The organism is Pseudomonas sp. NPDC089743, from assembly GCF_044748785.1.
Taxonomy (GTDB): Bacteria; Pseudomonadota; Gammaproteobacteria; order Pseudomonadales; family Pseudomonadaceae; genus Aquipseudomonas; species Aquipseudomonas putida_X.
The window spans coordinates 73645-94709 of sequence record NZ_JBIVGS010000015.1 but is presented as its reverse complement, the minus strand read 5'-3'; the positions used below and the strand labels follow the sequence as shown (position 1 = coordinate 94709).

The window sequence follows — 21065 nt, the reverse complement described above, 5'->3', positions numbered from 1 at the left end:
GGCAATCGACACGGCTAACCATGCGCACCAGTCAATATTTGCTCGCCACCCAGAAAGAAACCCCTGCCGACGCAGTGGTCATCAGCCATCAGCTCATGCTGCGTGCCGGCATGATCCGCAAGCTGGCTTCCGGCCTGTACACCTGGCTGCCGATGGGCTTGCGGGTCATGCGCAAGGTCGAAGCCGTGGTGCGCGAGGAAATGAACGCCGCCGGCGCCCTGGAAGTGCTGATGCCCAGCATCCAGCCCGCCGAACTGTGGCAGGAATCCGGCCGCTGGGAACAGTATGGCCCCGAGCTGCTGCGCCTGAAGGATCGCCACCAGCGCGATTTCTGCGTAGGCCCGACCCACGAAGAAGTCATCACCGACCTGGCCCGTAACGAGCTGTCCAGCTATAAACAGCTGCCGCTCAACCTGTACCAGATCCAGACCAAGTTCCGTGACGAGATCCGCCCGCGCTTCGGCTTGATGCGTGGCCGCGAATTCATCATGAAGGACGCCTATTCCTTCCATGCCGACCAGGCTTCCCTGCAGGAAACCTACGACCGCATGCACCAGGCGTACTCCAACATCTTCACCCGCCTGGGCCTGGATTTCCGTCCAGTGCAGGCCGACACCGGCTCCATCGGCGGCAGCTACTCGCATGAGTTCCATGTGCTGGCATCGTCTGGCGAAGACGATGTGATCTTCAGCGACAGCTCCGACTACGCTGCCAATATCGAGAAAGCCGAAGCCATCCCGCGTGAGACCGTGCGCCCAGCACCAACCGAGGAGCTGCGCCTGGTCGATACGCCAGAGGCCAAGACCATCGCCCAGCTGGTCGAGAACCACGGCTTGCCGATCGAGAAGACCGTCAAGACCCTGATCGTGCGCGGCGCGGAAGAAGGCAAGCTGATTGCCCTGATCGTACGTGGCGACCACGAACTGAACGAAATCAAGGCTACCAAGCTCGAGCAGGTTGCCGACCCATTGGTCATGGCTACCGAAGCCGAGCTGCGCGATGCGATTGGTGCCGGCGCCGGCTCCCTCGGCCCACTCAACCTGCCACTGGAAATCATCATCGACCGTTCGGTTGCCCTGATGAGCGACTTCGGCATCGGTGCCAACATCGACGACAAGCACTACTTCGGCGTCAACTGGGAGCGCGACCTGCCGGTCCCACAGGTTGCCGACCTGCGCAACGTCGTCGAGGGCGACCCGAGCCCGGATGGCCAGGGTACGCTGGTGATCAAGCGCGGCATCGAAGTGGGCCACATCTTCCAGCTCGGCACCAAGTACAGCGAGGCGCTCAAGTGCCAGGTACTGGGCGAAAACGGCAAGCCGGTCGTGCTGTCCATGGGTTGCTACGGCATCGGCGTATCCCGCGTGGTCGCCGCCGCCATCGAGCAGAGCCATGACGACAAAGGCATCATCTGGAACGACGCCCTGGCGCCATTCCAGATTGCCCTGGTACCACTGCGCTACGAAACCGACGTGGTTCGCGAGGCCACCGACAAGTTGTACGCCGAACTGACGGCCGCAGGCTTCGAAGTGCTGCTGGACGACCGCGACAAGAAGACCAGCCCTGGCATCAAGTTCGCCGATATGGAGCTGATTGGTATTCCGCACCGCATTGTCGTCAGCGACCGCGGCTTGGCCGATGGTAACCTGGAATACAAGCACCGCACCGAACAGGATGCTCAAGCGCTGCCACTCAATGAAGTGCTGACCTTCCTGCAGGCCCGCGTTCGCCGCTGATAATCAATGCACGAGTGATCATGTCCAAGCGAAGTACCTTTACCCTGGGGGGCGCCGCACTGTGCGGCGCCCTGTTCCTCAGCGGCTGCGCGAACCAGATGTCCCAGCGCAGCGAGCATGAGGAGCGCGTCGAGCGCAAGCTGCTCGAACACACACTGCAGATTGATGTCGGCGAGCCCAAGGTGATGGAGCTTCCGCAGCGACGTGTACGCATCAATGAACAGAGGCGCTTCGAAGTCACCGAGTTCGAAGTTACCCGCCGCTATGACCGCTATACGCCCTACCAACCCTGGCGGGAGATCTACGAAATCCCACTGGGCGCGGTGGCGGTAGTGGCCGGTGCAGGCGCCAACGTGGTCAACGTTTTTGCATTGGGCAACCTGCCTGAGAGCATGACGCACGACTGGCTCAGCTATGGCGTCGCCGGGCTCAACCCGTTCATGAACGTGCAGTCCAACGGTCGCGCCCAACAGAACCTGGCAGGGATCAGTGAAGTGCAAAAGGACAAACGCGAGGAGTTCACCAGCCTGCCCTGGAGTGAGCGCCTGGTCGAGGTCAAGGCCGGCAAGATGACCCACGCGCTGACAACCGACAGAAACGGCGTGCTACGCCTGAACCTGCTGGACAGCCCTTTCTCGGAGCAGCACCTGAACCACGTCGGCACCCTGCACCTGCAGGTGGTCGATGAAGACAACGCTGTACGGGGCGACGCCAGCCTGCTGGTCAGCGCCACCCTGCGCAACAAGCTGCGTGAAGCCCATCAGCTGATTTTCGACGACCTGGAAGACGACGATGTCGGCCAGTGGGTACACCGGGTGAAGCGCCTGTCGGAGCTAGGCCTGGAAGAGGAAGCCAGCGAAATGGAGCAGAGCTTGATCGAGCTGACCCGCAACGATCCGGAGCTGCAACAGGAGTTTGTGCAGGCACTGACCAAGGCCACCGGCCGGTTGGTGGCTGACCCAGGCGCACAGTAATCACAGTAATAACAGAGGGGCTGCAGTGCAGCCCTTCTTTCATTCGTCTGCGAACAATTCCAACTGCTCGTGAGCCCCGCGCAAGTCGCGCAACCTCACCCCTACCCCTAGCAACCTAACCGGCTTGCCACCGCGGGCGAATGCTTGCCGTAGCAACTGCCTATAGCTGTCCAGGTCCCTACCCGCCCCTGCCTGCTCCAGGGTTGTCTGGCTGAAGTCATGGAATTTGACCTTGACGAAAGGTTTGTCCGGCCGATAGCTGCTGTCCATACGAGCGATCCGTTCATTCAGGCTGACCAGCAGTTCAGGCAAGCGCTCCAGACAACTGGCCAAGTCCGGCAGATCCGTGTCATAGGTGTTCTCCACGCTTACTGACTGCCTACGGCTATCGTTGTGCACGGCGCGATCATCGACCCCCCGCGCCAGCCCCCATAGGCGTTCACCGAAACTGCCGAATTCCCGCACCAGCGCCAGCCGCGACCAGTCACGCAGGTCCAGGCAGGTGTCGATACCCAACCGAGCAAGCTTGTCTGCAGTGACCTTGCCGACACCATGCAGCCTGGCAACGGGCAATGCGGCGACAAAAGCTTCCACCTGATCGGGCGTAATCACGAAAAGACCATTGGGCTTGCGCCAGTCACTGGCAATCTTGGCCAGGAACTTGTTTGGCGCCACCCCAGCCGAGACGGTGATGTGCAAGGTGCGCGCGACACGCCTGCGAATATCTTCGGCGATGCGCGTAGCGCTGCCGGCAAACCACTGGCTGTCGCTGACATCCAGGTAGGCCTCATCCAGCGACAATGGCTCGATCAGGTCGGTGTAGTCGCGGAAGATGCCGTGAATCTCACGTGATGCTTCGCGGTAGGCCTCGAAACGCGGTTTGACGATCAACAAGTCAGGGCAAAGCTTCAGTGCATGGCGCGATGACATGGCCGAGCGCACCCCATAGGCACGCGCTTCATAATTGCAGGTGGCGATCACCCCACGATGGTCCGGGGAGCCACCCACGGCCATGGGGCGACCGGCCAGGCGCGGGTCATCACGCATCTCGATCGCGGCGTAGAAACAATCGCAGTCGATGTGAATGATCTTGCGCAAAGACATGGATGACCGTCAGCACTGTAAATTCATACAGATAGTACCGCATGCTCTGTCAGCGAGACAGCCAACGCAGAGGTGCACTCGACAATTGGCCTGAAAGCCGCAGAGCGACTGAGTTGCCTGCCTTATCGAAGGGCTAAGGGTTTGAACGAAAAAGGTTTTTTGAACGAAAAGCTTGACAGTGGGCGTTAAATCCGTAGAATTCGATCTCACAGGCGCGGGATGGAGCAGCCTGGTAGCTCGTCGGGCTCATAACCCGAAGGTCGTCGGTTCAAATCCGGCTCCCGCAACCAGATTCAAGAAAAGGCCACTGTTAACGCAGTGGCCTTTTTCTTTTGCCCTAAAAATAGTCTTTGGTTGAAAACGTAAGCAAATCAATAAGTAACGCTTGACACCGCGCACGTTCACTGTAGAATTCGTTTCCACAGGCGCGGGATGGAGCAGCCTGGTAGCTCGTCGGGCTCATAACCCGAAGGTCGTCGGTTCAAATCCGGCTCCCGCAACCAGATTCGAGAAAAGGCCACTGTTAACGCAGTGGCCTTTTTCTTTTGCCTTCGAAAAGCAGGCCACCCGTAAGTTATTGACCAACCAAAAGTAATGCTTGACCGCCGCAGTCAACGCTGTAGAATGCGCACCTCTGACGCGGGATGGAGCAGTCTGGTAGCTCGTCGGGCTCATAACCCGAAGGTCGTCGGTTCAAATCCGGCTCCCGCAACCATATTCGTCAGAACAAACCCCGCCTGTGTAACAGCAGCGCGGGGTTTGTTGTTTTTACCCTCCTGAAAAATCCCGGCCCCGTAGCGAGCCTTGGCTTTGCGGCGCCACTTGCTGGATGAACTATCTTTAACCCTCCCAAAGGACTGAAAGTCACGTTGCCCGGAGTAATATCTGGATACGTTTCCACAGGGAGATTCACTTGGCCGCACCATCCCCCTACCTCGCGCTGCTTGCCCGGGGTAACTCATGACAGACCGCACCCTAGAAGCCCAGGCCCCACTCGCCTCAACCCTGCCCACGGCTGCGCAGCGTTTGCCGTGGCTGGAGCGGGTGAGCCGCTATCGCCAACCCATCACCCTGGCAGTCACCCTGGTGCTGTTCGCGATGGCACTGATTGCCTGCCGACACTTGCTCAGCGAACTGGATATCTATGCACTGCACGATGCGATGCTCAGCGTGCCCACCCGCTCGCTGGTCGGCGCACTACTCGCGGCGACAATCGGGTTTCTGATCATGCTGGGGTACGAATGGTCGGCCAGCCGCTACGCCGCCGTGAAGTTGCCCCGGCGTACGCTTCTGCTGGGCGGTTTCAGCGCATTTGCCATTGGTAACGCCATTGGCCTGTCGATGCTCTCGGGCGGTTCGGTGCGCTATCGCCTGTATTCTCGAGAAGGCCTGGGGGCCGCCGAAGTCGCGCGCATGACAGTGTTCGCCAGCCTTTCCTTGGGCTGTGCCCTGCCCCCCCTGGCAGCCCTGGCCACCTTGAGCAACTTGCCAGCGGCGGCTGCCGCCCTGCACCTGCCCGCCTCTGTAATGGCCGCAGTCGCTATCGGCGTGCTGGTACTGAGTGCATTACTGGTGGCCGGCCTGTATCGCCGACGCCTGGCAGAGCAGCCGTTGCCAGACAGCCTGCTGGTACAACTGGGCCGCCGGACGCTGCGCCTGCCCGGCGCACGCCTGGCAGCGCTGCAATTGGTCATCACCGCGCTGGATGTAGCCGCCGCCGCGACGGTCCTTTACCTGCTGCTCCCAGAAGCCCCTCCGTTCGGCGCGTTCGTGCTGGTGTATCTGCTGGCCCTGGCTGCCGGTGTACTTAGCCATGTGCCTGGCGGCGTCGGGGTGTTCGAGGCGATCTTGCTCGCTGCCTTCGCCAATCAGCTGGGCGCCGCGCCACTGGCCGCCGCACTGCTACTGTACCGCTTGATCTATGTGGTATTGCCATTGCTGCTGGCCTGTGTGCTGCTGCTGGCCAACGAAGCCAGGCGCTTGCTGTTTGCGCAGCAGGCGCTCAAGGCCGCCTCCGGGCTGGCCGCTCCGGTCCTGGCGATCCTCGTGTTTCTCTCCGGCGTGGTGCTGTTGTTCTCTGGCGCCACACCAGAAATCGACACCCGCCTGGAACACATGGGCTTTCTGGTACCCCACCGCCTTATAGATGCCTCGCACTTCGGTGCCAGCCTGATTGGCGTGCTGTGCCTGCTATTGGCCCAGGGCTTGCGCCGACGCCTCTCTGCGGCTTGGCTGCTGACTACCGTTCTGCTACTGGTTGGCGCACTGCTGTCGTTGCTCAAAGGCTTCGACTGGGAAGAGGCCTGGCTGCTGACCTTCACCGCAGCCCTGCTCGCGTTGTTCCGCCGTTCGTTCTACCGCCCAAGCCGGCTGTTGGAACTGCCGTTCTCACCGGTATTCCTGGCAGCAAGTGCGTGCGTGGTCGGTGCTTCGGTGTGGCTGCTGCTTTTTGCCTACCAAGACGTGCCCTACAGCCATGAACTGTGGTGGCAATTCACCCTCGATGCCGATGCCCCACGCGGCCTGCGCGCCGCGATGGGCAGCGCGATACTGTTGCTGGCCGTGGCCCTGACCTGGTTGCTGCGCACTGCCCGGCCGGTCATCCACTTGCCAGACGACGAGGAGATACAGCGCGCCAACCGCATCCTGCTGGCTTCCGACCAACCTGACGGCGGCCTGGCCCTGACCGGTGACAAGGCCCTGCTGTTCCATCCCAATGACAACGCCTTCCTGATGTACGCGCGCCGGGGCCGCAGCCTGGTAGCCCTGTACGACCCGATCGGCCCGGCCCAGGAACGCGCCGAGATGATCTGGCAATTCCGCGACCTGTGCGACCTGCACCATGCTCGCCCGGTGTTCTACCAGGTGCGCGCGGAGAATCTGCCGTTTTACATGGACATCGGCCTGACGGCACTCAAGCTCGGCGAAGAGGCCCGAGTCGACTTGCGCCGCTTCGACATCGAAGCCAAAGGCAAGGAGATGAAAGACCTGCGCTACACCTGGAACCGCGGCGGCCGCGATGGCTTGAGCCTGGAGATCCATGAACCCGGCCAGGCCCCCCTGGCCGAGCTCAAGGAAATCTCGGATGCCTGGCTCGGCGGCAAGAACGTGCGCGAAAAGGGCTTCTCGCTGGGCCGTTTCAGCCCTGAGTATCTGCAGCATTTTCGCATCGCCCTGATTCGCTACCAAGGCCGGCCCGTGGCGTTTGCCAACCTGCTTGAGACTCACGGCCACGAACTGGCCAGCCTGGATCTGATGCGCGCCCACCCCGAGGCACCCAAGCTGACCATGGAATTCATGATGATCGGCCTGATCCTGCACTACAAAAGCCATGACTACAGCCGGTTCAGCCTGGGCATGGTACCGCTTTCCGGCTTGCAGCCCCGGCGCGGCGCCCCCCTGGCGCAGCGCCTGGGCTCGATGGTGTTCCGTCGCGGTGAACAGCTTTACAACTTCCAGGGGCTACGCCGCTTCAAGGACAAGTTCCAACCGGACTGGGAACCCCGCTACATGGCTGTGCCGGCCGGGCTCGACCCGCTGGTGGCACTGGCCGACACTGCCGCCCTGATTGCAGGCGGCCTGACTGGATTGGTGAAACGTTGATGATCCGACGCTACTGGCTGTACCTACTGATACCCCTGCTGCTGGCCGCATTGGCCGGGGCTACCGCCTTCTGGTTGTGGGCCCGTCCGGCCCCAGAGGCGCACCTTGAGCAACTGCCGGTCAATGACACCCACATCACCCGCGTTACCCCGGGCGTTCACGCCAAGGCCTGGGTGGCCATCGGCGTGCCTCAGGACCAGGCGCTGACCGACAAGCAGTTGCTTGACTTGAGCCAGGCCGCTGAGGCCCAGCTGGTGCAGGTCATCCTGCCGCCGGGGGACTGCACTCACCAGCAGCAGTCGATGGACAAGGCCATGACCTTGCTGGCCGAAAAACCGACCCTGGTGGCCGGTATCGGCCCTGGTGCGACCCAGGCATGGCGTTGGCTGGCCACACAGAATGACGACAAGGCCCGAGCCATCTCCGTCGACTTCAACATGGAGCAGCCCGGGTGCACTGCAGCCTTGCCCAAGTCCGCCGCTCATGGCCACTGGAGCGTCGCCTGGAACGACAACCCGGATGATGCCAGCGCCGCGTTCGTGCGCGACCAACGCAATGCCGAGACCAGCATCAGCGACTACGACATTCACCTGCCACAAGTACTCAAGGCGCAGCTGACCCAGGCCTTGGTGGGCCACGATGGTAACGCGCTGGCTATCCCGGTGGTGGAAGTGCCCGCCGGGCAAACCACCGATACCGTCACCCTATTCCTCTCAGGCGATGGTGGCTGGCGCGACCTGGACCGCGATGTGGCCGGTGAAATGGCCAAATTGGGTTACCCAGTGGTCGGCATAGACACCCTGCGTTACTACTGGCAGCACAAGACACCCGAGCAAAGCGCTGCCGACCTGTCGGCACTGATGCAGCATTATCGTCAGAAATGGGGTACCAAGCGCTTCGTGTTGACCGGCTATTCGTTCGGTGCCGACGTGCTGCCGGCCATCTACAATCGCCTGCCTGCCGAGGACCAGCAACGTGTCGATGCGGTGATGCTGCTGGCCTTCGCCCGCAGTGGCAGCTTCGAGATCGAGGTTGAGGGCTGGTTGGGCAAGGAAGGCCAGGAAGCACCTACCGGGCCGGAGATGGCGAAACTGCCGGCGGCCAAAGTGGTATGCATCTATGGCGTGGAAGAGGCCGACGAAAGCGGTTGCACCGACAAGACTGCCGTGGGCGAACGCATGAAGCTGCCCGGTGGGCACCACTTCGACGAGAACTATCCGGCGCTGGCCAAGCGCTTGATCGATGAAATTGAAACACGCCAGGGCAAGCCTAGCGTGGCAGAACAGCACTGAGAAGCGTAGTGAGGGCCGTATTGCGGCCCTCACGGGCGTCAGATCTCGACCTGTGTACCCAGCTCGATTACCCGGTTGAGCGGCAGGTTGAAGAACCGCAGGTTACCGTTGGCATTCTTGAGCAGGAACGCGAACAGGTTGCCCCGCCAGCGCGACATCCCCTCAAGACGCGACGCGATCACCGTTTCGCGGCTAAGGAAATAAGTCGTACGCATCGGGCTGAAATGCAAGCCGTCCAGGTGGCATAGCTTAAGGGCCGCCGGCACATCCGGCTCATCCATGAAACCGAAGTGCAACAGCACCCGGAAGAAGCCGTCGCCATAGGCCTCCACCTCAAATCGCTCCTGCTCGGGCACCCGCGGCCGGTCTTCACTCACCACCGTCAGCAGCACCACCTGGCTGTGCAGCACCTGGTTATGCAACATGTTGTGCAATAGCGCGTGCGGCACCGCATCCGGCCTCGCGGTGAGGAACACCGCAGTACCTTCGACACGGTGCGGTGGCTGTACGCGAATGCTGCTGATGAAAACCGGCAGCGGCAGCCCACCCTCATCGATTCGCTCGACCAGAATCTGCTTGCCGCGCTTCCAGGTGCTCATCAGCAGGAACAGCACACCCCCGGCCAGTAACGGGAAGGCGCCGCCCTGGACAATCTTCGGCACGTTGGCGGCGAAGAACAGCCCGTCTATCAGCAGGAAACCAATCAGAATCGGTACCGCCAGCACCGGCGGCCACTTCCACAACAACAGCATCACCGCCGACACCAGGATGGTGGTCATCAGCATCGTACCTGTCACCGCGACGCCATAAGCAGCCGCCAGCGCGCCGGATGAGCCAAAACCGATCACCAGCAGCACCACGCCCACCATCAGGGTCCAGTTGACCGCTGCGATGTAGATCTGCCCCTGCTCGTCGCTGGAGGTGTGCTGGATATGCATGCGCGGGATGTAACCCAACTGGATAGCCTGGCGTGTCAGGGAGAAAGCACCCGAGATCACCGCTTGCGAAGCGATTACCGTGGCCATGGTCGCCAGGCCCACCAGCGGCAGCAACGCCCAGGCCGGCGCCAGCAGGTAGAACGGGTTGCGCGCAGCATCAGGGTTTTGCAGCAATATCGCGCCCTGGCCAAAATAATTGAGCACCAATGCTGGCAGCACCAGGGCGAACCAGGCACGGGCAATCGGCTTGCGCCCGAAATGGCCCATGTCGGCGTACAGCGCCTCGGCACCGGTCAAGGCCAGCACCACTGCACCGAGGATGGCCACGCCCATGCCCGGGTGCACGATGAAGAAATGCACCGCCCAGCCCGGGTTGAACGCCTTGAGCACCTCTGGGCTTTGCGAGATGCCATGCACCCCCAGCACCGCCAGCACCACGAACCAGGTGACCATGATCGGGCCGAAGAGCTTGCCGATCTTATCGGTGCCATGCTTTTGCACCAGGAACAGCCCCACCAGCACCACCAGCGAAAGCGGCACCACCCAATGGTCTATACCGTCGAATGCCAGGCCCATGCCCTCCACTGCCGACAGCACCGAAACCGCCGGGGTGATCATGCTGTCGCCGTAGAACAGCGAGGCGCCGATCAATCCGCAGATAACCATCAGCGTGCGCAGGCGTGGGTAGGCCGCCGTGGCCCGCCGCGCCAGCGCGGTCAGGGCCATGGTGCCGCCCTCCCCCTGGTTGTCGGCGCGCAGGATGAACATCACGTACTTGAACGACACCACCCACAGCAGCGACCAAAGGATCAGCGAGAGGATCCCCAGTACACCATCGTGACTGACCGGCACCCCGTAACCGCCGGTGAAAACTTCCTTGAGAGTATACAACGGGCTGGTTCCGATATCGCCGTAGACCACCCCAACAGCTGCCACCAACAGGCTCAGCGACCGCGTCGTCCCCTGACCGCCCTCGGCGTGACTGCTTGCCTGAACCATCGACCACTCCCGCAAACGGCCATCTAGACCCGTAGAATTCTGCCCCACGCCTGGGGATCGCACATACCCCGGCGCAACGGGGCGAAGCATAGCGCAGCGTTCGTCGCATTTGTGCTGGTCAAGCGACCTTGCGCTCGCTAGAATTGCGCACTTTTTGATCAGAGGCGCCCAAAAGCGCCCGTCAGGGTCGCCGCCGTTTCCGGCCGGGCGGCCTGTATTCAATACCGAGGTTAGTCATGTCCACCACTCCCGCCACCCCCAAGGTAGGGTTCGTCAGCCTGGGTTGCCCAAAAGCCCTGGTTGATTCCGAGCGCATTCTGACCCAGCTGCGTATGGAAGGTTATGAAGTCGTGCCCACCTACGAGGATGCCGACGTGGTGGTGGTCAACACCTGCGGCTTCATCGACAGTGCCAAGGCCGAGTCGCTGGAAGTGATCGGCGAAGCGATCAAGGAAAACGGCAAGGTCATCGTCACCGGCTGCATGGGTGTCGAGGAAGGCAGCATCCGTGACGTGCATCCCAGCGTGCTGTCGGTCACAGGCCCCCAGCAGTACGAGCAGGTAGTCAACGCCGTGCACGAAGTGGTACCACCACGCCAGGACCACAACCCGCTGATCGACCTGGTGCCACCGCAGGGCGTCAAGCTGACCCCGCGCCACTACGCCTACCTGAAGATCTCCGAAGGCTGCAACCATAGCTGCAGCTTCTGCATCATCCCGTCGATGCGCGGCAAGCTGGTCAGCCGCCCGGTCGGCGAGGTGCTGAGCGAAGCCGAACGCCTGGTCAAGGCCGGCGTCAAGGAGATCCTGGTGATCTCCCAGGACACCAGCGCCTACGGCGTCGACGTCAAGTACAAGACCGATTTCTGGAACGGTCGGCCAGTCAAGACGCGCATGCTCGAGCTGTGCGAAGCGCTGAGCAGCCTGGGCGCTTGGGTGCGGCTGCACTACGTCTATCCGTACCCGAACGTCGACGACGTGATCCCGCTGATGGCCGCCGGCAAGATCCTGCCGTATCTGGACATCCCGTTCCAGCACGCCAGCCCGAAAGTGCTCAAGTCGATGAAGCGCCCTGCCTTCGAAGACCGCACCCTGGCGCGCATCAAGCGCTGGCGCGAGCAGTGCCCGGAACTGGTGATTCGCTCGACCTTCATCGTCGGCTTCCCGGGCGAAACCGAAGAAGACTTCCAGTACCTGCTGGACTGGCTGACCGAAGCTCAGCTCGACCGTGTCGGCTGCTTCCAGTACTCACCAGTCGAGGGTGCGCCTGCCAACGACCTGGGCCTGGAAGAGGTGCCGGATGACGTCAAGCAGGCGCGCTGGGATCGCTTCATGGCTCACCAGCAGGCTATCAGCAGCGCACGCCTGCAACTGCGTATCGGCAAGGAAATCGAAGTGCTGATCGACGAAGTCGAAGAGCAAGGCTCGGTTGGCCGCAGCTTCTTCGATGCACCTGAGATCGATGGCAGCGTATTCATCGATGGCGACCATGGCTTCAAACCGGGCGACAAGGTCCGTTGCCGGGTGGTCGATGCCGACGAGTACGACATGTGGGCAGAGCCAGTCTGAAGCCGCGCCTGTAGAAGAAGCCCCGCCCCACTGGCGGGGCTTTTTGCATCTATGGTTTCCTCATTGGCCACCGAGGAACACCGGCATGCATTCGGCATTGACGCTGCAAACGCCCCACCTGTCTGATTACCCGGAACTGGTTCAGGTCTGGGAAAGCTCGGTGCGCGCGACCCATGATTTTCTGCCAGACGCTTACATCCTGCTGCTGCGCGATCATGTGCTACGCAAGTACCTGGATGCCGTGATGCTGGTCTGCTGCAAGGACCGCCAGCGCATCTGCGGTTTTGCCGGTGTCGCCAATGGACGTGTGGACATGCTGTTCGTGGCACCGGAATACCGCGGCCGAGGCGTGGGCAAGCGCTTGCTCCGTTATGCCATCAGCGAACTGAACGCCCAGTACCTGGACGTCAACGAACAGAACCCCCAAGCCTTGGGCTTCTACCGGCACGAGGGCTTCGAAGTGATCGGGCGCTCGGAAACGGATGGCCTGGGGCAGCCCTATCCATTGCTTCATATGAAGCTTATTCGTACAGCGTCCTAAGACTTTGTCGCAGGATGCCGTGCAATACTTCCCAATTGACGGATTTGGCACAGATTCCCGTCATCAGACCCGCATGGACAGGTACAATGCAAGACTTTCCCTGCCTTGCGAATTGCCCGCCATGTCCGAACCCATCCGCCTGTCCAAACGCCTCATCGAGCAGCTCGGTTGCTCACGCCGGGAGGCAGAGCTGTACATCGAAGGAGGCTGGGTCACGGTCGATGGCGTGGTTGTCGAGCAGCCTCAGTTCAAGGTTGACCAGCAAGCGGTCGAGCTGTTGCCGGGCGCCAATGCCGAGGCGCTTGACCCGGTTACCCTGCTGCTCAACCAGCCTGCCGGTGTCGATATCGATACGGCCCGCGCCAGCATCAACATGGCCAGCCTCAGCGAAGCGCATCGCGAAGGCGTGCGGCCGCTGCACGGGCACTTCACCCGGCTGACCTGTTCGGCCCCCCTGGAGCGCGGAGCCAGTGGCCTGCAGGTGTTCACCCAGGATTGGCGGGTTACCCGCAAGATCGAAGCCGACCTGCGTCGCCTGGAACAGGAATACATCATCGAAGTGCGCGGCGAGACTACGCCACAGGCGCTGGAGCGCCTGGCGCGCGGCGCGACGCGCAATGATCGGGAACTGCCCAAGGCCAAGGCCAGCTGGCAGAACGAGACCCACCTGCGTCTGGCCCTGAAAAATCCACAGCCTGGGCAAATCTCCGAGATCTGCGCCTACCTGCGCCTGGAAATCCTCAGCATGCGTCGTATTCGCCTGGGTGGTGTCTCCATGGGCAAGCTGCCAGTGGGCAACTGGCGCTACCTGGCCGGCACTGAACGTTTCTAAGCAATGCGCCACGCCCTGGCGTGGCATTTGAACAGGATTTTGCAGCAATGAACCACAACGATGTCCTGCGCAGCCTGCGCTACATGCTCAAGGTGAACGACGCCAAGATGGCCGAGATCATCGCGCTCTCGGGCCTGGAGGTTAATCCGCTGGTGCTCGCCACTTACTTGAAGAAAGAGGACGAGGCCGGGTTTGTGCGCTGCCCCGAACGGGTCATGGCGCACTTTCTCGACGGGTTGGTCTTCTACCGTCGCGGCAAGGACGACAGCCGTCCGCCACAGCCCGTTGAGCTGCCGGTGACCAACAACACCATCCTCAAGAAGCTGCGCGTAGCCTTCGAGCTCAAGGAAGACGACCTGCATGCGATCCTCAAGTCGGTCAACTTCCCGGTTTCCAAGCCCGAACTCAGCGCACTGTTCCGCAAGGTGGGCCATGACAACTATCGGCCTTGCGGCGACCAGTTGCTGCGCAACTTCCTCAAGGGCCTGACCCTGCGCGTACGCGGCTGACTCGCGATGCACCATACGGTTTCGCCTGTTGGCATCGTGCGCTCCTGCTTCAAGGAGAAATTCGCCATCCCACGGCAGCCACAGCTGGCGCCGGCTGCACGTGGGATACTTGAGTTGCTGCCGCCGTTCGACCAAGGCGAGGCCGTGGCGGGCCTGGAGCAGGTCAGCCATGTGTGGCTGTTGTTCCTGTTCCATCAGGCCCTGGAAGACAAGCCACGCCTCAAGGTGCGCCCACCCCGCTTGGGCGGCAACAAGAGCATGGGCGTGTTCGCCACGCGAGCGACCCACCGGCCCAATGGCATCGGCCAGTCGGTGGTACGCCTGGAGGGGGTGGAACCGGGGCGGCTGCTACTGTCCGGCATCGATCTGCTCGATGGCACCCCGGTGCTGGACATCAAACCGTATGTTCCCTATGCCGATAGCATCGCCGGGGCGAGCAACCTGATGGCCAGCGATGCGCCTGCCGCGATCGCCGTGCAATGGGGCGACAGTGCCCTGCCCCAGGCCCGCGAACACGCCCTGCGCCTGGGCGAGCCGCTGGTGGAGCTGATCGAGCAGTGCCTGGCACAGGACCCTCGACCGGCCTATCAGGTGCCAGTACCGGAGCGGGTGTATGGGGTGAAGTTCTGGGATGTGCAGGTCAGGTGGCACTACCCGCAGCCGGAAGTGATTCGGGTGCTTGAGGTCGTTGGGGAAAACTGAAGGGACTGGCAGCCTCAGGCGCACAGGCTTAATGGCCTTGTCAGGGCTGCTGCGCAGCCAATCGCCGGCAAGCCGGCTCCCACAAGGACCGCGCAGTCATTGAGGCCTGCGCTGTACCTGTGGGGGCCGGCTTGCCAGGGATGGGCCGTAAAGCGCTTGGCTGACTGGCATCAGGCCAAGCTTGCTACCGGTCGATTACTTCTCGACGAAGGCACGTTCGATCAGGTAGTCACCCGGCTCACGCATGCGCGGGGAGATCTTCAGGCCGAAGCTGTCGAGGACTTCGCTGGTCTCGTCGAGCATGCTCGGGCTACCACAGATCATCGCGCGGTCGTCCTGCGGGTTGATCGGTGGCAGGCCAATGTCGCTGAACAGCTTGCCGCTGCGCATCAGGTCGGTCAGACGGCCCTGGTTCTCGAACGGCTCGCGGGTTACGGTCGGGTAGTAGATCAGCTTGTCACGCACCGCTTCACCGAAGAACTCGTTCTGCGGCAGGTGTTCGGTGATGAACTCGCGATAGGCCACTTCATTCACGTAACGCACACCGTGCACCAGGATCACTTTCTCGAAGCGCTCGTAGGTTTCCGGGTCCTGAATGACGCTCATGAACGGCGCCAGGCCAGTGCCGGTGCTCAGCAGGTACAGATGCTTGCCCGGGTTGAGGTCGTCGAGGACCAGCGTGCCGGTAGGCTTCTTGCTGATGATGATCTCGTCGCCTTCCTTCAGGTGCTGCAGCTGGGAGGTCAGCGGACCGTCCGGCACCTTGATGCTGAAAAATTCCAGATGCTCTTCCCAGTTGGGCGAGGCGATGGAGTAGGCGCGCATGAGCGGACGGCCGCTGTCCTGCTGCAGGCCGATCATCACGAACTGACCGTTCTCGAAGCGCAGGCCCGGGTCGCGGGTGCACTTGAAGCTGAACAGAGTGTCGTTCCAGTGATGCACACTGAGGACACGTTCGTGGTTCATGTTGCTCATCGATGGGGCTCCTGAAGAAAACGCAGCGCGCAAAGCGCACAGTTGCGCGATAGTTTAGGGGCAGCGACAATATCTGTTAACTGAATTATCAAGATATGTGTTATCGGTTATATAGATATGCGATTCACACTTCGTCAGCTACAGGTATTCGTCGCCGTGGCCCAGCATCAGAGCGTCTCTCGAGCCGCCAGCGTGCTGGCCCTGTCGCAGTCGGCTGCCAGCACGTCCATCACTGAACTGGAGCGGCAATCGAGCTGCCAGTTGTTCGACCGTGCAGGTAAACGCTTGGCCCTCAATGCCTTGGGCCATCAGTTGCTGCCGCAAGCGGTTGCGCTGCTCGACCAGGCCAAGGAGATCGAAGACCTGCTCAACGGCAAGTCCGGTTTTGGTTCACTGGCAGTCGGCGCCACACTGACCATTGGCAACTACCTGGCCACCTTGCTGATCGGCAGCTTCATGCAGGTACACCCGGAAAGCCAGGTCAAACTGCACGTGCAGAACACAGCCCATATCGTGCACCAGGTTGCACAATACGAAATTGATCTGGGTCTGATCGAAGGCGACTGCAGCCATCCAGACTTGGAGGTGCAGCCTTGGGTGGAGGACGAACTGGTGGTGTTCTGCGCGCCGCAACACCGGCTGGCCGAGGTGGGCCACGCAGATATCGAAAGCCTGTCCCAGGAAGCCTGGATCCTGCGTGAGCAGGGTTCTGGGACACGACTGACGTTCGACCAGGCCATGCGCCATCATCGCGCCAACCTGAACATCCGCCTGGAGCTGGAGCACACCGAAGCGATCAAACGCGCCGTGGAATCAGGCTTGGGCATTGGCTGCATATCGCGCCTGGCACTGCGTGATGCCTTCCGGCGTGGCAGCCTGGTGCCGGTTGAAACCCCGGAGCTTGACCTGATGCGCCAGTTCTATTTCATCTGGCACAAGCAAAAATACCAGACCTCGGCCATGCGCGAGTTTCTTGAGTTGTGCCGTAATTTCACCGCAGGCTTCACCCGCAGTGACGAAATTGTTCTGCCGCCGATCGCTTAGAGCAGGATAACGCCCCAGACCAACGCCACCATCGTCAACGCTACGAGTTGCGCAGCACTGCCCATGTCCTTGGCGTTTTTCGAAAGCGGATGGCGCTCCAGCGAAATGCGGTCAATGGCCGCCTCTACCGCCGAGTTGAACAGTTCGACGATCAGCCCGAGGAGGCACACCGCAATCATGATGGCCCGCTCTGCGCGGCTTACCGGCAGCCAAAAGGCAATCGGGATCAGCAGCACATTGAGCAGTACCAGTTGACGGAAAGCTGCCTCGCCTTTGAAGGCGGCGCGCAGGCCGTCCAGCGAATAGCCGGCGGCATTGAAGATACGTTTGAGGCCGGTCTGGCCTTTGAATGGCGACATGTGCGTCACTTCACCGATGAAAGGCCAGCAGACTAGTCCAAAACGAGTCAAAAAAGCGTGAAGCTGCAAGCAGTTAGCTGCTTGCAACCGATTCAAGTTGTTGCAGCAGCAAGGCCGCCTGGGTTCGCGTGCGCACGCCCAGCTTGCGGAAGATCGCTGTCACATGGGCCTTGATGGTCGCTTCCGACACATTCAGCTCGTAGGCGATCTGTTTGTTAAGCAAGCCTTCACAGACCATGGTCAGCACGCGAAACTGCTGTGGCGTAAGGCTGGCCAGGCCTTCGCTGGCGGCTTTGGCCTCAGCCGACACATCGACCCTTTCGAATGCCTGAGGCGGCCACCAAACGTCGCCATCGAGCACCTTTCTCACTGCATCCTGAATCACTTCCAGCCCACTGGACTTTGGAATGAAGCCACTGGCCCCGAACTCACGGGACTTGACTACCACGGCAGCCTCTTCCTGGGCCGAGACCATCACCACCGGGATCTGAGGGTACTGGCCACGGAGCAGGACCAGCCCGGAGAAACCATAGGCACCCGGCATGTTCAGGTCCAGCAGGACCAGATCCCAGTCGGCTTTTTCGCTCAGTCGGCTTTCCAGCTCGGCGATGCTCGCCACCTCGACCAGGCGCACATCCGCACCCAGGCCGAGGGTGACGGCCTGGCGCAGAGCGCTACGAAACAGTGGGTGGTCATCGGCAATCAGGATTTCGTACATGGCCATCGATCTAAGGATCCTGTTCTGTGCTAGGCGCAGCTGCGGAATAATAGCGCCCGGCGGGGAATCGGCGCCAAGGTGCCGCGCACAACCGGGCGGGTCAAACCACTCGCCCCGCCGCCTCGCTTCATCCTGGCCGCCAGCCCCGTCATTATGAACCAAAGTGGGGCTCGTGCCCCTTGGACTATAGGAAGGTATGCAAACGCTGATGGGTAGCGTCCTGCTCATCCAGTGGCAGACGACGCTTGCCACTGAGGTAGTGCAGGCTGAACACATCCAGGTACGCATCCAGGGCTTGGGAAGCCTGGTGGTCACCCGCAAGGTCCAAGCACATGGCAGCCACTTCCGCAGTGCAGAAATGATCATCGCGCTTGGAGCGGCGCAAGCGATAGCGCGACATCTGCTCAGCTTGCAGGCTGAGCACCGGGAAGCGGTCAAGATAAGGGCTCTTGCGGAACATTTTGCGGGCTTCGGTCCAGGTAGCGTCCAGCAGGATGAACAAAGGCCGCTTGCCCGGCACATGAACTACCTCGCTGACCACCCGCTCCTGGGCGACGAATTCCCCGGGGAAGACGATGTACGGCTGCCACTGGGGGTCTGCCAGCAGGGTCAACAATCGTTCGTCCACCGCCGTGCGCAACCAGCCGAAGGCAGAGGTCTCTTCGATGACGTCGGCGATCAGCCAGCCGGTGTTGGTGGGCTTCAGTGGCTCGGTATCATGCATCAACAGGCATACACCCGAGTCGGCCTGCACCTTTGGCTTCCAGGCACATAGACAATGGGTGGCGATAACCCGACAGTCAGGGCAACGTTCGGCACGTGAGCCACGAGCAATGAACGGCTTGATGCTACGGGCCAGCCGTTCGGCGCGCAGGCGCGCTACCGCATGGCTCATGCTGGCAAGCCTCGGAACAGGTTGTGACTGGACACTGCGATAACTCGATGAAAACAAAGCGCCATTCTATCAGAGCGGGCGTCATTTGCCGTGCAGCTGGACGGGCTGGTCCTTTATAATCGGCGTTTGGTGGCCGCGAGCCTACCCGCGATACTGCAGGTTTCATGGAACACCAGCCGTCTGCGCATGTCGAAGCGCCAGTCACCGAACCAGGAGAGATTCATGCTGCGTCTTATCGTCCCGACCCTGAGCCTGTTGCTCACCCTGCCACTGGCAGCCCAGGCGGCCTCCAAGCAGGAGTTCGAGCTGAACAAGCTGCTGGAAAAGGTCGCCAAGCAAAGCAGCGTCGGCACCCCAAGGGCCATCAACGAAGATATCCTCGACCAGGGCTATACCGTTGAAGGCAGAGCACTGGTCAATCACCTGAGCGTACGCGCCGAGCACGCCGCACGCATGCAGGAAAAACCCGCCGAGGTGCGTAGCCAATTGGGTGACAGCGTCTGCCGCAATAGCGGCTACCGCAACCTGATGTCCAAAGGCGCCGTGATGGTCTATCGCTTCACCGTCTACAAGACCAACGAACCTGTCATGGACCAGGCCTTCGACGCTGCCAGCTGCACTGCCGGCAACAAGAAGAAGTAATCAACTGACCCGCTCATCCTCCGCGCGCTGCGGCTCTTCGTCGGCGCGCATCTCTGCCAAAAGCGCCTGCAGATAGGGTGATTGGCATTCCAACGCAGCCAACCGCCGCAAGCACTCCGCTTCCAGGCTCACATGATGGGCCTGGGCCGCATGTTCCAGCTGCTGATACAGCTGCCGGTCTACCTCGATGACCAAGCGATGCATACCGCCACCTCCTGCATCGACACGTTTCGCTTCTCCAGTTAACCAAACCCTTGCCATCAATGGCCGCGTGCCGACGAGTGGCCGCAGCGATAGTGCCTGCACGAAGTGGCCCAAGGGTCTAGATTGATAGCGAAGCGCACAAAAACGACAAGATGAATGACGCACTGCATCAGGGCCTTGAAGGCCTACTGCAATGCTCGGGACGCACACTCGAGCCAGAGCAGCCAGCGACGCACGTAGTGTCGCGGCCGAGCCCAGCCATCAGCTCGGTCAGAGGTTTTGCTGCAGAAGGAGACGTTGAATGCCTTACCAACCCAATGAGTATCTGTTCAATCACTTCAGGGACAGTGGTATCGACCTGAGCAAGCTAGACGAACAACTGCAACTGGTCGCACCGGACAGCCCCAACCTGCCACTGTACCGGGACATGATGCTGACCATCTTGCGCATGGCCCACGACGACAGCGATCGCTGGAGTGCCAAGATCACCTTGCAGGCCCTTCGCGAACTGGACCACTCCTTCCGCAGCCTGCAACGCTACAAGGACCGGCGCAAGGTCACAGTTTTTGGCTCGGCGCGCACACCGCTGGAACACCCGATGTATGCCTTGGCCCGCGAACTGGGCGCCACACTGGCCCGCTCCGACCTGATGGTCATTACCGGCGCAGGTGGCGGCATCATGGCCGCTGCGCATGAAGGCGCGGGTAGCGACCACAGCCTGGGTTTCAACATCACCCTCCCTTTCGAACAACACGCCAACCCTACAGTGGACGGCACTGACAAGCTGCTGCCCTTCCACTTTTTCTTCATTCGCAAGCTGTTCTTCGTCAAGGAAGCGGACGCCCTGGTCCTTTGCCCCGGAGGTTTCGGCACGCTCGACGAAGCACTGGAAGTACTGACCCTGATTCAAACTGGCAAAAGCCCACTGGTACCGGTGGTGCTGCTGGACTCACCAGGTGGCAGCTTCTGGCAAGACTGCCTGGACTTCATCAGCAGGCAACTGGAAGAAAACCGCTACATCCTACCCAGTGACCTCAAGCTGCTACGCCTGGTGCACAGTGCCGACGAGGCAGTGGAGGAGATCAACCAGTTCTACAGCAACTACCACTCCAGCCGCTGGCTGAAGAACCAGTTCGTGATCCGCATGCATCATCGGCTCAGCGACGCAGCACTGCATGAAATTCAGGAAGCCTTCGCCGATTTACGGCTCAGCGGTAAGTACTACCAACATGCCGACAGTGGCGCTGAACATGAAGTAGGCAGCTACAGCCACCTGACCCGCCTGACCTTTGCCTTCAACGGCCGTAATCAAGGGCGCCTGCGTGAGCTGGTGGATTTCATCAATCTGTCGGAGAACTGGGCCAAGCCCCAGCCGATGCATACTACACAGCGGGCAAGGGAGGCGCTGAAGGTCAGCTGAATACGCCTGC

19 protein-coding genes and 3 tRNA genes are annotated in these 21065 nt (G+C 61.2%); 15 read left to right on the top strand and 7 right to left on the bottom strand.

The window, feature by feature from the left end:
* Positions 1 to 20: 20 nt before the first annotated feature.
* Positions 21 to 1736, top strand: coding sequence for a proline--tRNA ligase (locus ACIPZC_RS21540; protein ID WP_267818156.1), 1716 nt, complete (start codon positions 21 to 23; stop codon positions 1734 to 1736).
* Between the two features lie 20 nt (positions 1737 to 1756).
* On the top strand, positions 1757 to 2710 hold the full coding sequence (locus tag ACIPZC_RS21535; protein WP_400629437.1) for a hypothetical protein: 954 nt from the start codon (positions 1757 to 1759) through the stop codon (positions 2708 to 2710).
* Between the two features lie 39 nt (positions 2711 to 2749).
* Here ACIPZC_RS21535 and dinB read toward each other — a convergent pair whose 3' ends face one another.
* Positions 2750 to 3808, bottom strand: a complete 1059-nt coding sequence (gene dinB, locus ACIPZC_RS21530) for a DNA polymerase IV (protein ID WP_241806130.1) — start codon at positions 3806 to 3808, stop codon at positions 2750 to 2752.
* Between the two features lie 219 nt (positions 3809 to 4027).
* Here dinB and ACIPZC_RS21525 point away from each other — a divergent pair.
* From ACIPZC_RS21525 to ACIPZC_RS21505, 5 genes are all read left to right on the top strand, one after another.
* Positions 4028 to 4104 (top strand) — tRNA-Met (locus tag ACIPZC_RS21525).
* 136 nt (positions 4105 to 4240) lie between these two features.
* Positions 4241 to 4317 (top strand) — tRNA-Met (locus tag ACIPZC_RS21520).
* A 135-nt stretch (positions 4318 to 4452) separates the two neighbouring features.
* Positions 4453 to 4529: transfer RNA gene (locus ACIPZC_RS21515), tRNA-Met, on the top strand.
* A gap of 245 nt (positions 4530 to 4774) precedes the next feature.
* Positions 4775 to 7417, top strand: coding sequence for a bifunctional lysylphosphatidylglycerol flippase/synthetase MprF (gene mprF / locus ACIPZC_RS21510; RefSeq protein WP_400629435.1), 2643 nt, complete (start codon positions 4775 to 4777; stop codon positions 7415 to 7417).
* Positions 7417 to 8709 carry a virulence factor family protein gene (locus ACIPZC_RS21505; protein ID WP_400629433.1) on the top strand — a complete coding sequence of 431 codons (1293 nt, stop codon included), beginning with the start codon at positions 7417 to 7419 and terminating at the stop codon, positions 8707 to 8709. The genes mprF and ACIPZC_RS21505 overlap by 1 nt, the downstream gene beginning before the upstream one ends.
* Before the next feature lie 38 nt (positions 8710 to 8747).
* Here the strand turns inward: ACIPZC_RS21505 and ACIPZC_RS21500 are convergent, their stop codons facing one another.
* Positions 8748 to 10646: a potassium transporter Kup gene (locus ACIPZC_RS21500; RefSeq protein ID WP_400629431.1), complete on the bottom strand. Its 1899-nt coding sequence runs from the start codon at positions 10644 to 10646 to the stop codon at positions 8748 to 8750.
* A 236-nt stretch (positions 10647 to 10882) separates the two neighbouring features.
* Here ACIPZC_RS21500 and rimO point away from each other — a divergent pair, with 236 nt between their 5' ends.
* From rimO to tsaA, 5 genes are all read left to right on the top strand, one after another.
* Entirely contained in the window at positions 10883 to 12214 is a 1332-nt protein-coding gene (gene rimO, locus ACIPZC_RS21495; RefSeq protein WP_241805961.1) for a 30S ribosomal protein S12 methylthiotransferase RimO, read from the top strand.
* Positions 12215 to 12299: 85 nt separating this feature from the next.
* Complete coding sequence (locus tag ACIPZC_RS21490; protein ID WP_241805960.1) at positions 12300 to 12755, top strand: GNAT family N-acetyltransferase; 456 nt, start codon at positions 12300 to 12302, stop codon at positions 12753 to 12755.
* Between the two features lie 121 nt (positions 12756 to 12876).
* Complete coding sequence (locus ACIPZC_RS21485; RefSeq protein WP_400629428.1) at positions 12877 to 13587, top strand: rRNA pseudouridine synthase; 711 nt, start codon at positions 12877 to 12879, stop codon at positions 13585 to 13587.
* 47 nt (positions 13588 to 13634) lie between these two features.
* Positions 13635 to 14096, top strand: a complete 462-nt coding sequence (locus tag ACIPZC_RS21480) for a DUF1456 family protein (protein WP_241805958.1) — start codon at positions 13635 to 13637, stop codon at positions 14094 to 14096.
* A 6-nt stretch (positions 14097 to 14102) separates the two neighbouring features.
* Positions 14103 to 14798 (top strand): tRNA (N6-threonylcarbamoyladenosine(37)-N6)-methyltransferase TrmO, encoded by a 696-nt coding sequence (gene tsaA / locus ACIPZC_RS21475; RefSeq protein ID WP_349974730.1) that lies wholly within the window; start codon positions 14103 to 14105, stop codon positions 14796 to 14798.
* Positions 14799 to 14993: 195 nt separating this feature from the next.
* Here the strand turns inward: tsaA and fpr are convergent, their stop codons facing one another.
* Positions 14994 to 15773, bottom strand: coding sequence for a ferredoxin-NADP reductase (gene fpr, locus ACIPZC_RS21470; protein ID WP_012315841.1), 780 nt, complete (start codon positions 15771 to 15773; stop codon positions 14994 to 14996).
* Positions 15774 to 15890: 117 nt separating this feature from the next.
* Here fpr and finR point away from each other — a divergent pair, with 117 nt between their 5' ends.
* Positions 15891 to 16817 (top strand): LysR family transcriptional regulator FinR, encoded by a 927-nt coding sequence (finR, locus tag ACIPZC_RS21465; RefSeq protein WP_241805956.1) that lies wholly within the window; start codon positions 15891 to 15893, stop codon positions 16815 to 16817.
* Here the strand turns inward: finR and ACIPZC_RS21460 are convergent.
* From ACIPZC_RS21460 to ACIPZC_RS21450, 3 genes are all read right to left on the bottom strand, one after another.
* Positions 16814 to 17176 carry a diacylglycerol kinase gene (locus tag ACIPZC_RS21460; RefSeq protein WP_008094698.1) on the bottom strand — a complete coding sequence of 121 codons (363 nt, stop codon included), beginning with the start codon at positions 17174 to 17176 and terminating at the stop codon, positions 16814 to 16816. The two genes, finR and ACIPZC_RS21460, sit on opposite strands and share 4 nt — an antisense overlap.
* 73 nt (positions 17177 to 17249) lie before the next feature.
* Positions 17250 to 17900 (bottom strand): response regulator transcription factor ErdR, encoded by a 651-nt coding sequence (erdR, locus tag ACIPZC_RS21455; RefSeq protein WP_012315844.1) that lies wholly within the window; start codon positions 17898 to 17900, stop codon positions 17250 to 17252.
* A gap of 178 nt (positions 17901 to 18078) precedes the next feature.
* Positions 18079 to 18789 carry a tRNA-uridine aminocarboxypropyltransferase gene (locus ACIPZC_RS21450; protein WP_400629424.1) on the bottom strand — a complete coding sequence of 237 codons (711 nt, stop codon included), beginning with the start codon at positions 18787 to 18789 and terminating at the stop codon, positions 18079 to 18081.
* Positions 18790 to 19011: 222 nt separating this feature from the next.
* On the opposite strand from ACIPZC_RS21450, the gene ACIPZC_RS21445 reads away from it, so the two are divergent.
* Positions 19012 to 19431 carry a quorum-sensing-regulated virulence factor family protein gene (locus ACIPZC_RS21445; protein WP_241805954.1) on the top strand — a complete coding sequence of 140 codons (420 nt, stop codon included), beginning with the start codon at positions 19012 to 19014 and terminating at the stop codon, positions 19429 to 19431.
* Here the strand turns inward: ACIPZC_RS21445 and ACIPZC_RS21440 are convergent, their stop codons facing one another.
* Positions 19432 to 19635, bottom strand: a complete 204-nt coding sequence (locus ACIPZC_RS21440; RefSeq protein ID WP_400629422.1) for a hypothetical protein — start codon at positions 19633 to 19635, stop codon at positions 19432 to 19434.
* A 301-nt stretch (positions 19636 to 19936) separates the two neighbouring features.
* Here ACIPZC_RS21440 and ACIPZC_RS21435 point away from each other — a divergent pair, with 301 nt between their 5' ends.
* The gene (locus ACIPZC_RS21435; protein WP_400629420.1) at positions 19937 to 21055 is read left to right on the top strand and encodes an LOG family protein; all 1119 of its coding nucleotides are present in this window, start codon (positions 19937 to 19939) and stop codon (positions 21053 to 21055) included.
* Positions 21056 to 21065 lie beyond the last annotated feature (10 nt).

Coding starts and splice junctions, on each gene's coding strand:
- ACIPZC_RS21540 (WP_267818156.1), top strand. CDS start 21: ATGCGCACCAGTCAATATTTGCTCGCCACCCAGAAAGAAACCCCTGCC.
- ACIPZC_RS21535 (WP_400629437.1), top strand. CDS start 1,757: ATGTCCAAGCGAAGTACCTTTACCCTGGGGGGCGCCGCACTGTGCGGC.
- mprF (WP_400629435.1), top strand. CDS start 4,775: ATGACAGACCGCACCCTAGAAGCCCAGGCCCCACTCGCCTCAACCCTG.
- ACIPZC_RS21505 (WP_400629433.1), top strand. CDS start 7,417: ATGATCCGACGCTACTGGCTGTACCTACTGATACCCCTGCTGCTGGCC.
- ACIPZC_RS21500 (WP_400629431.1), bottom strand. CDS start 10,646: ATGGTTCAGGCAAGCAGTCACGCCGAGGGCGGTCAGGGGACGACGCGG.
- rimO (WP_241805961.1), top strand. CDS start 10,883: ATGTCCACCACTCCCGCCACCCCCAAGGTAGGGTTCGTCAGCCTGGGT.
- ACIPZC_RS21490 (WP_241805960.1), top strand. CDS start 12,300: ATGCATTCGGCATTGACGCTGCAAACGCCCCACCTGTCTGATTACCCG.
- ACIPZC_RS21485 (WP_400629428.1), top strand. CDS start 12,877: ATGTCCGAACCCATCCGCCTGTCCAAACGCCTCATCGAGCAGCTCGGT.
- ACIPZC_RS21480 (WP_241805958.1), top strand. CDS start 13,635: ATGAACCACAACGATGTCCTGCGCAGCCTGCGCTACATGCTCAAGGTG.
- tsaA (WP_349974730.1), top strand. CDS start 14,103: ATGCACCATACGGTTTCGCCTGTTGGCATCGTGCGCTCCTGCTTCAAG.
- fpr (WP_012315841.1), bottom strand. CDS start 15,773: ATGAGCAACATGAACCACGAACGTGTCCTCAGTGTGCATCACTGGAAC.
- finR (WP_241805956.1), top strand. CDS start 15,891: ATGCGATTCACACTTCGTCAGCTACAGGTATTCGTCGCCGTGGCCCAG.
- ACIPZC_RS21460 (WP_008094698.1), bottom strand. CDS start 17,176: ATGTCGCCATTCAAAGGCCAGACCGGCCTCAAACGTATCTTCAATGCC.
- erdR (WP_012315844.1), bottom strand. CDS start 17,900: ATGGCCATGTACGAAATCCTGATTGCCGATGACCACCCACTGTTTCGT.
- ACIPZC_RS21450 (WP_400629424.1), bottom strand. CDS start 18,789: ATGAGCCATGCGGTAGCGCGCCTGCGCGCCGAACGGCTGGCCCGTAGC.
- ACIPZC_RS21445 (WP_241805954.1), top strand. CDS start 19,012: ATGCTGCGTCTTATCGTCCCGACCCTGAGCCTGTTGCTCACCCTGCCA.
- ACIPZC_RS21440 (WP_400629422.1), bottom strand. CDS start 19,635: ATGCATCGCTTGGTCATCGAGGTAGACCGGCAGCTGTATCAGCAGCTG.
- ACIPZC_RS21435 (WP_400629420.1), top strand. CDS start 19,937: ATGCCTTACCAACCCAATGAGTATCTGTTCAATCACTTCAGGGACAGT.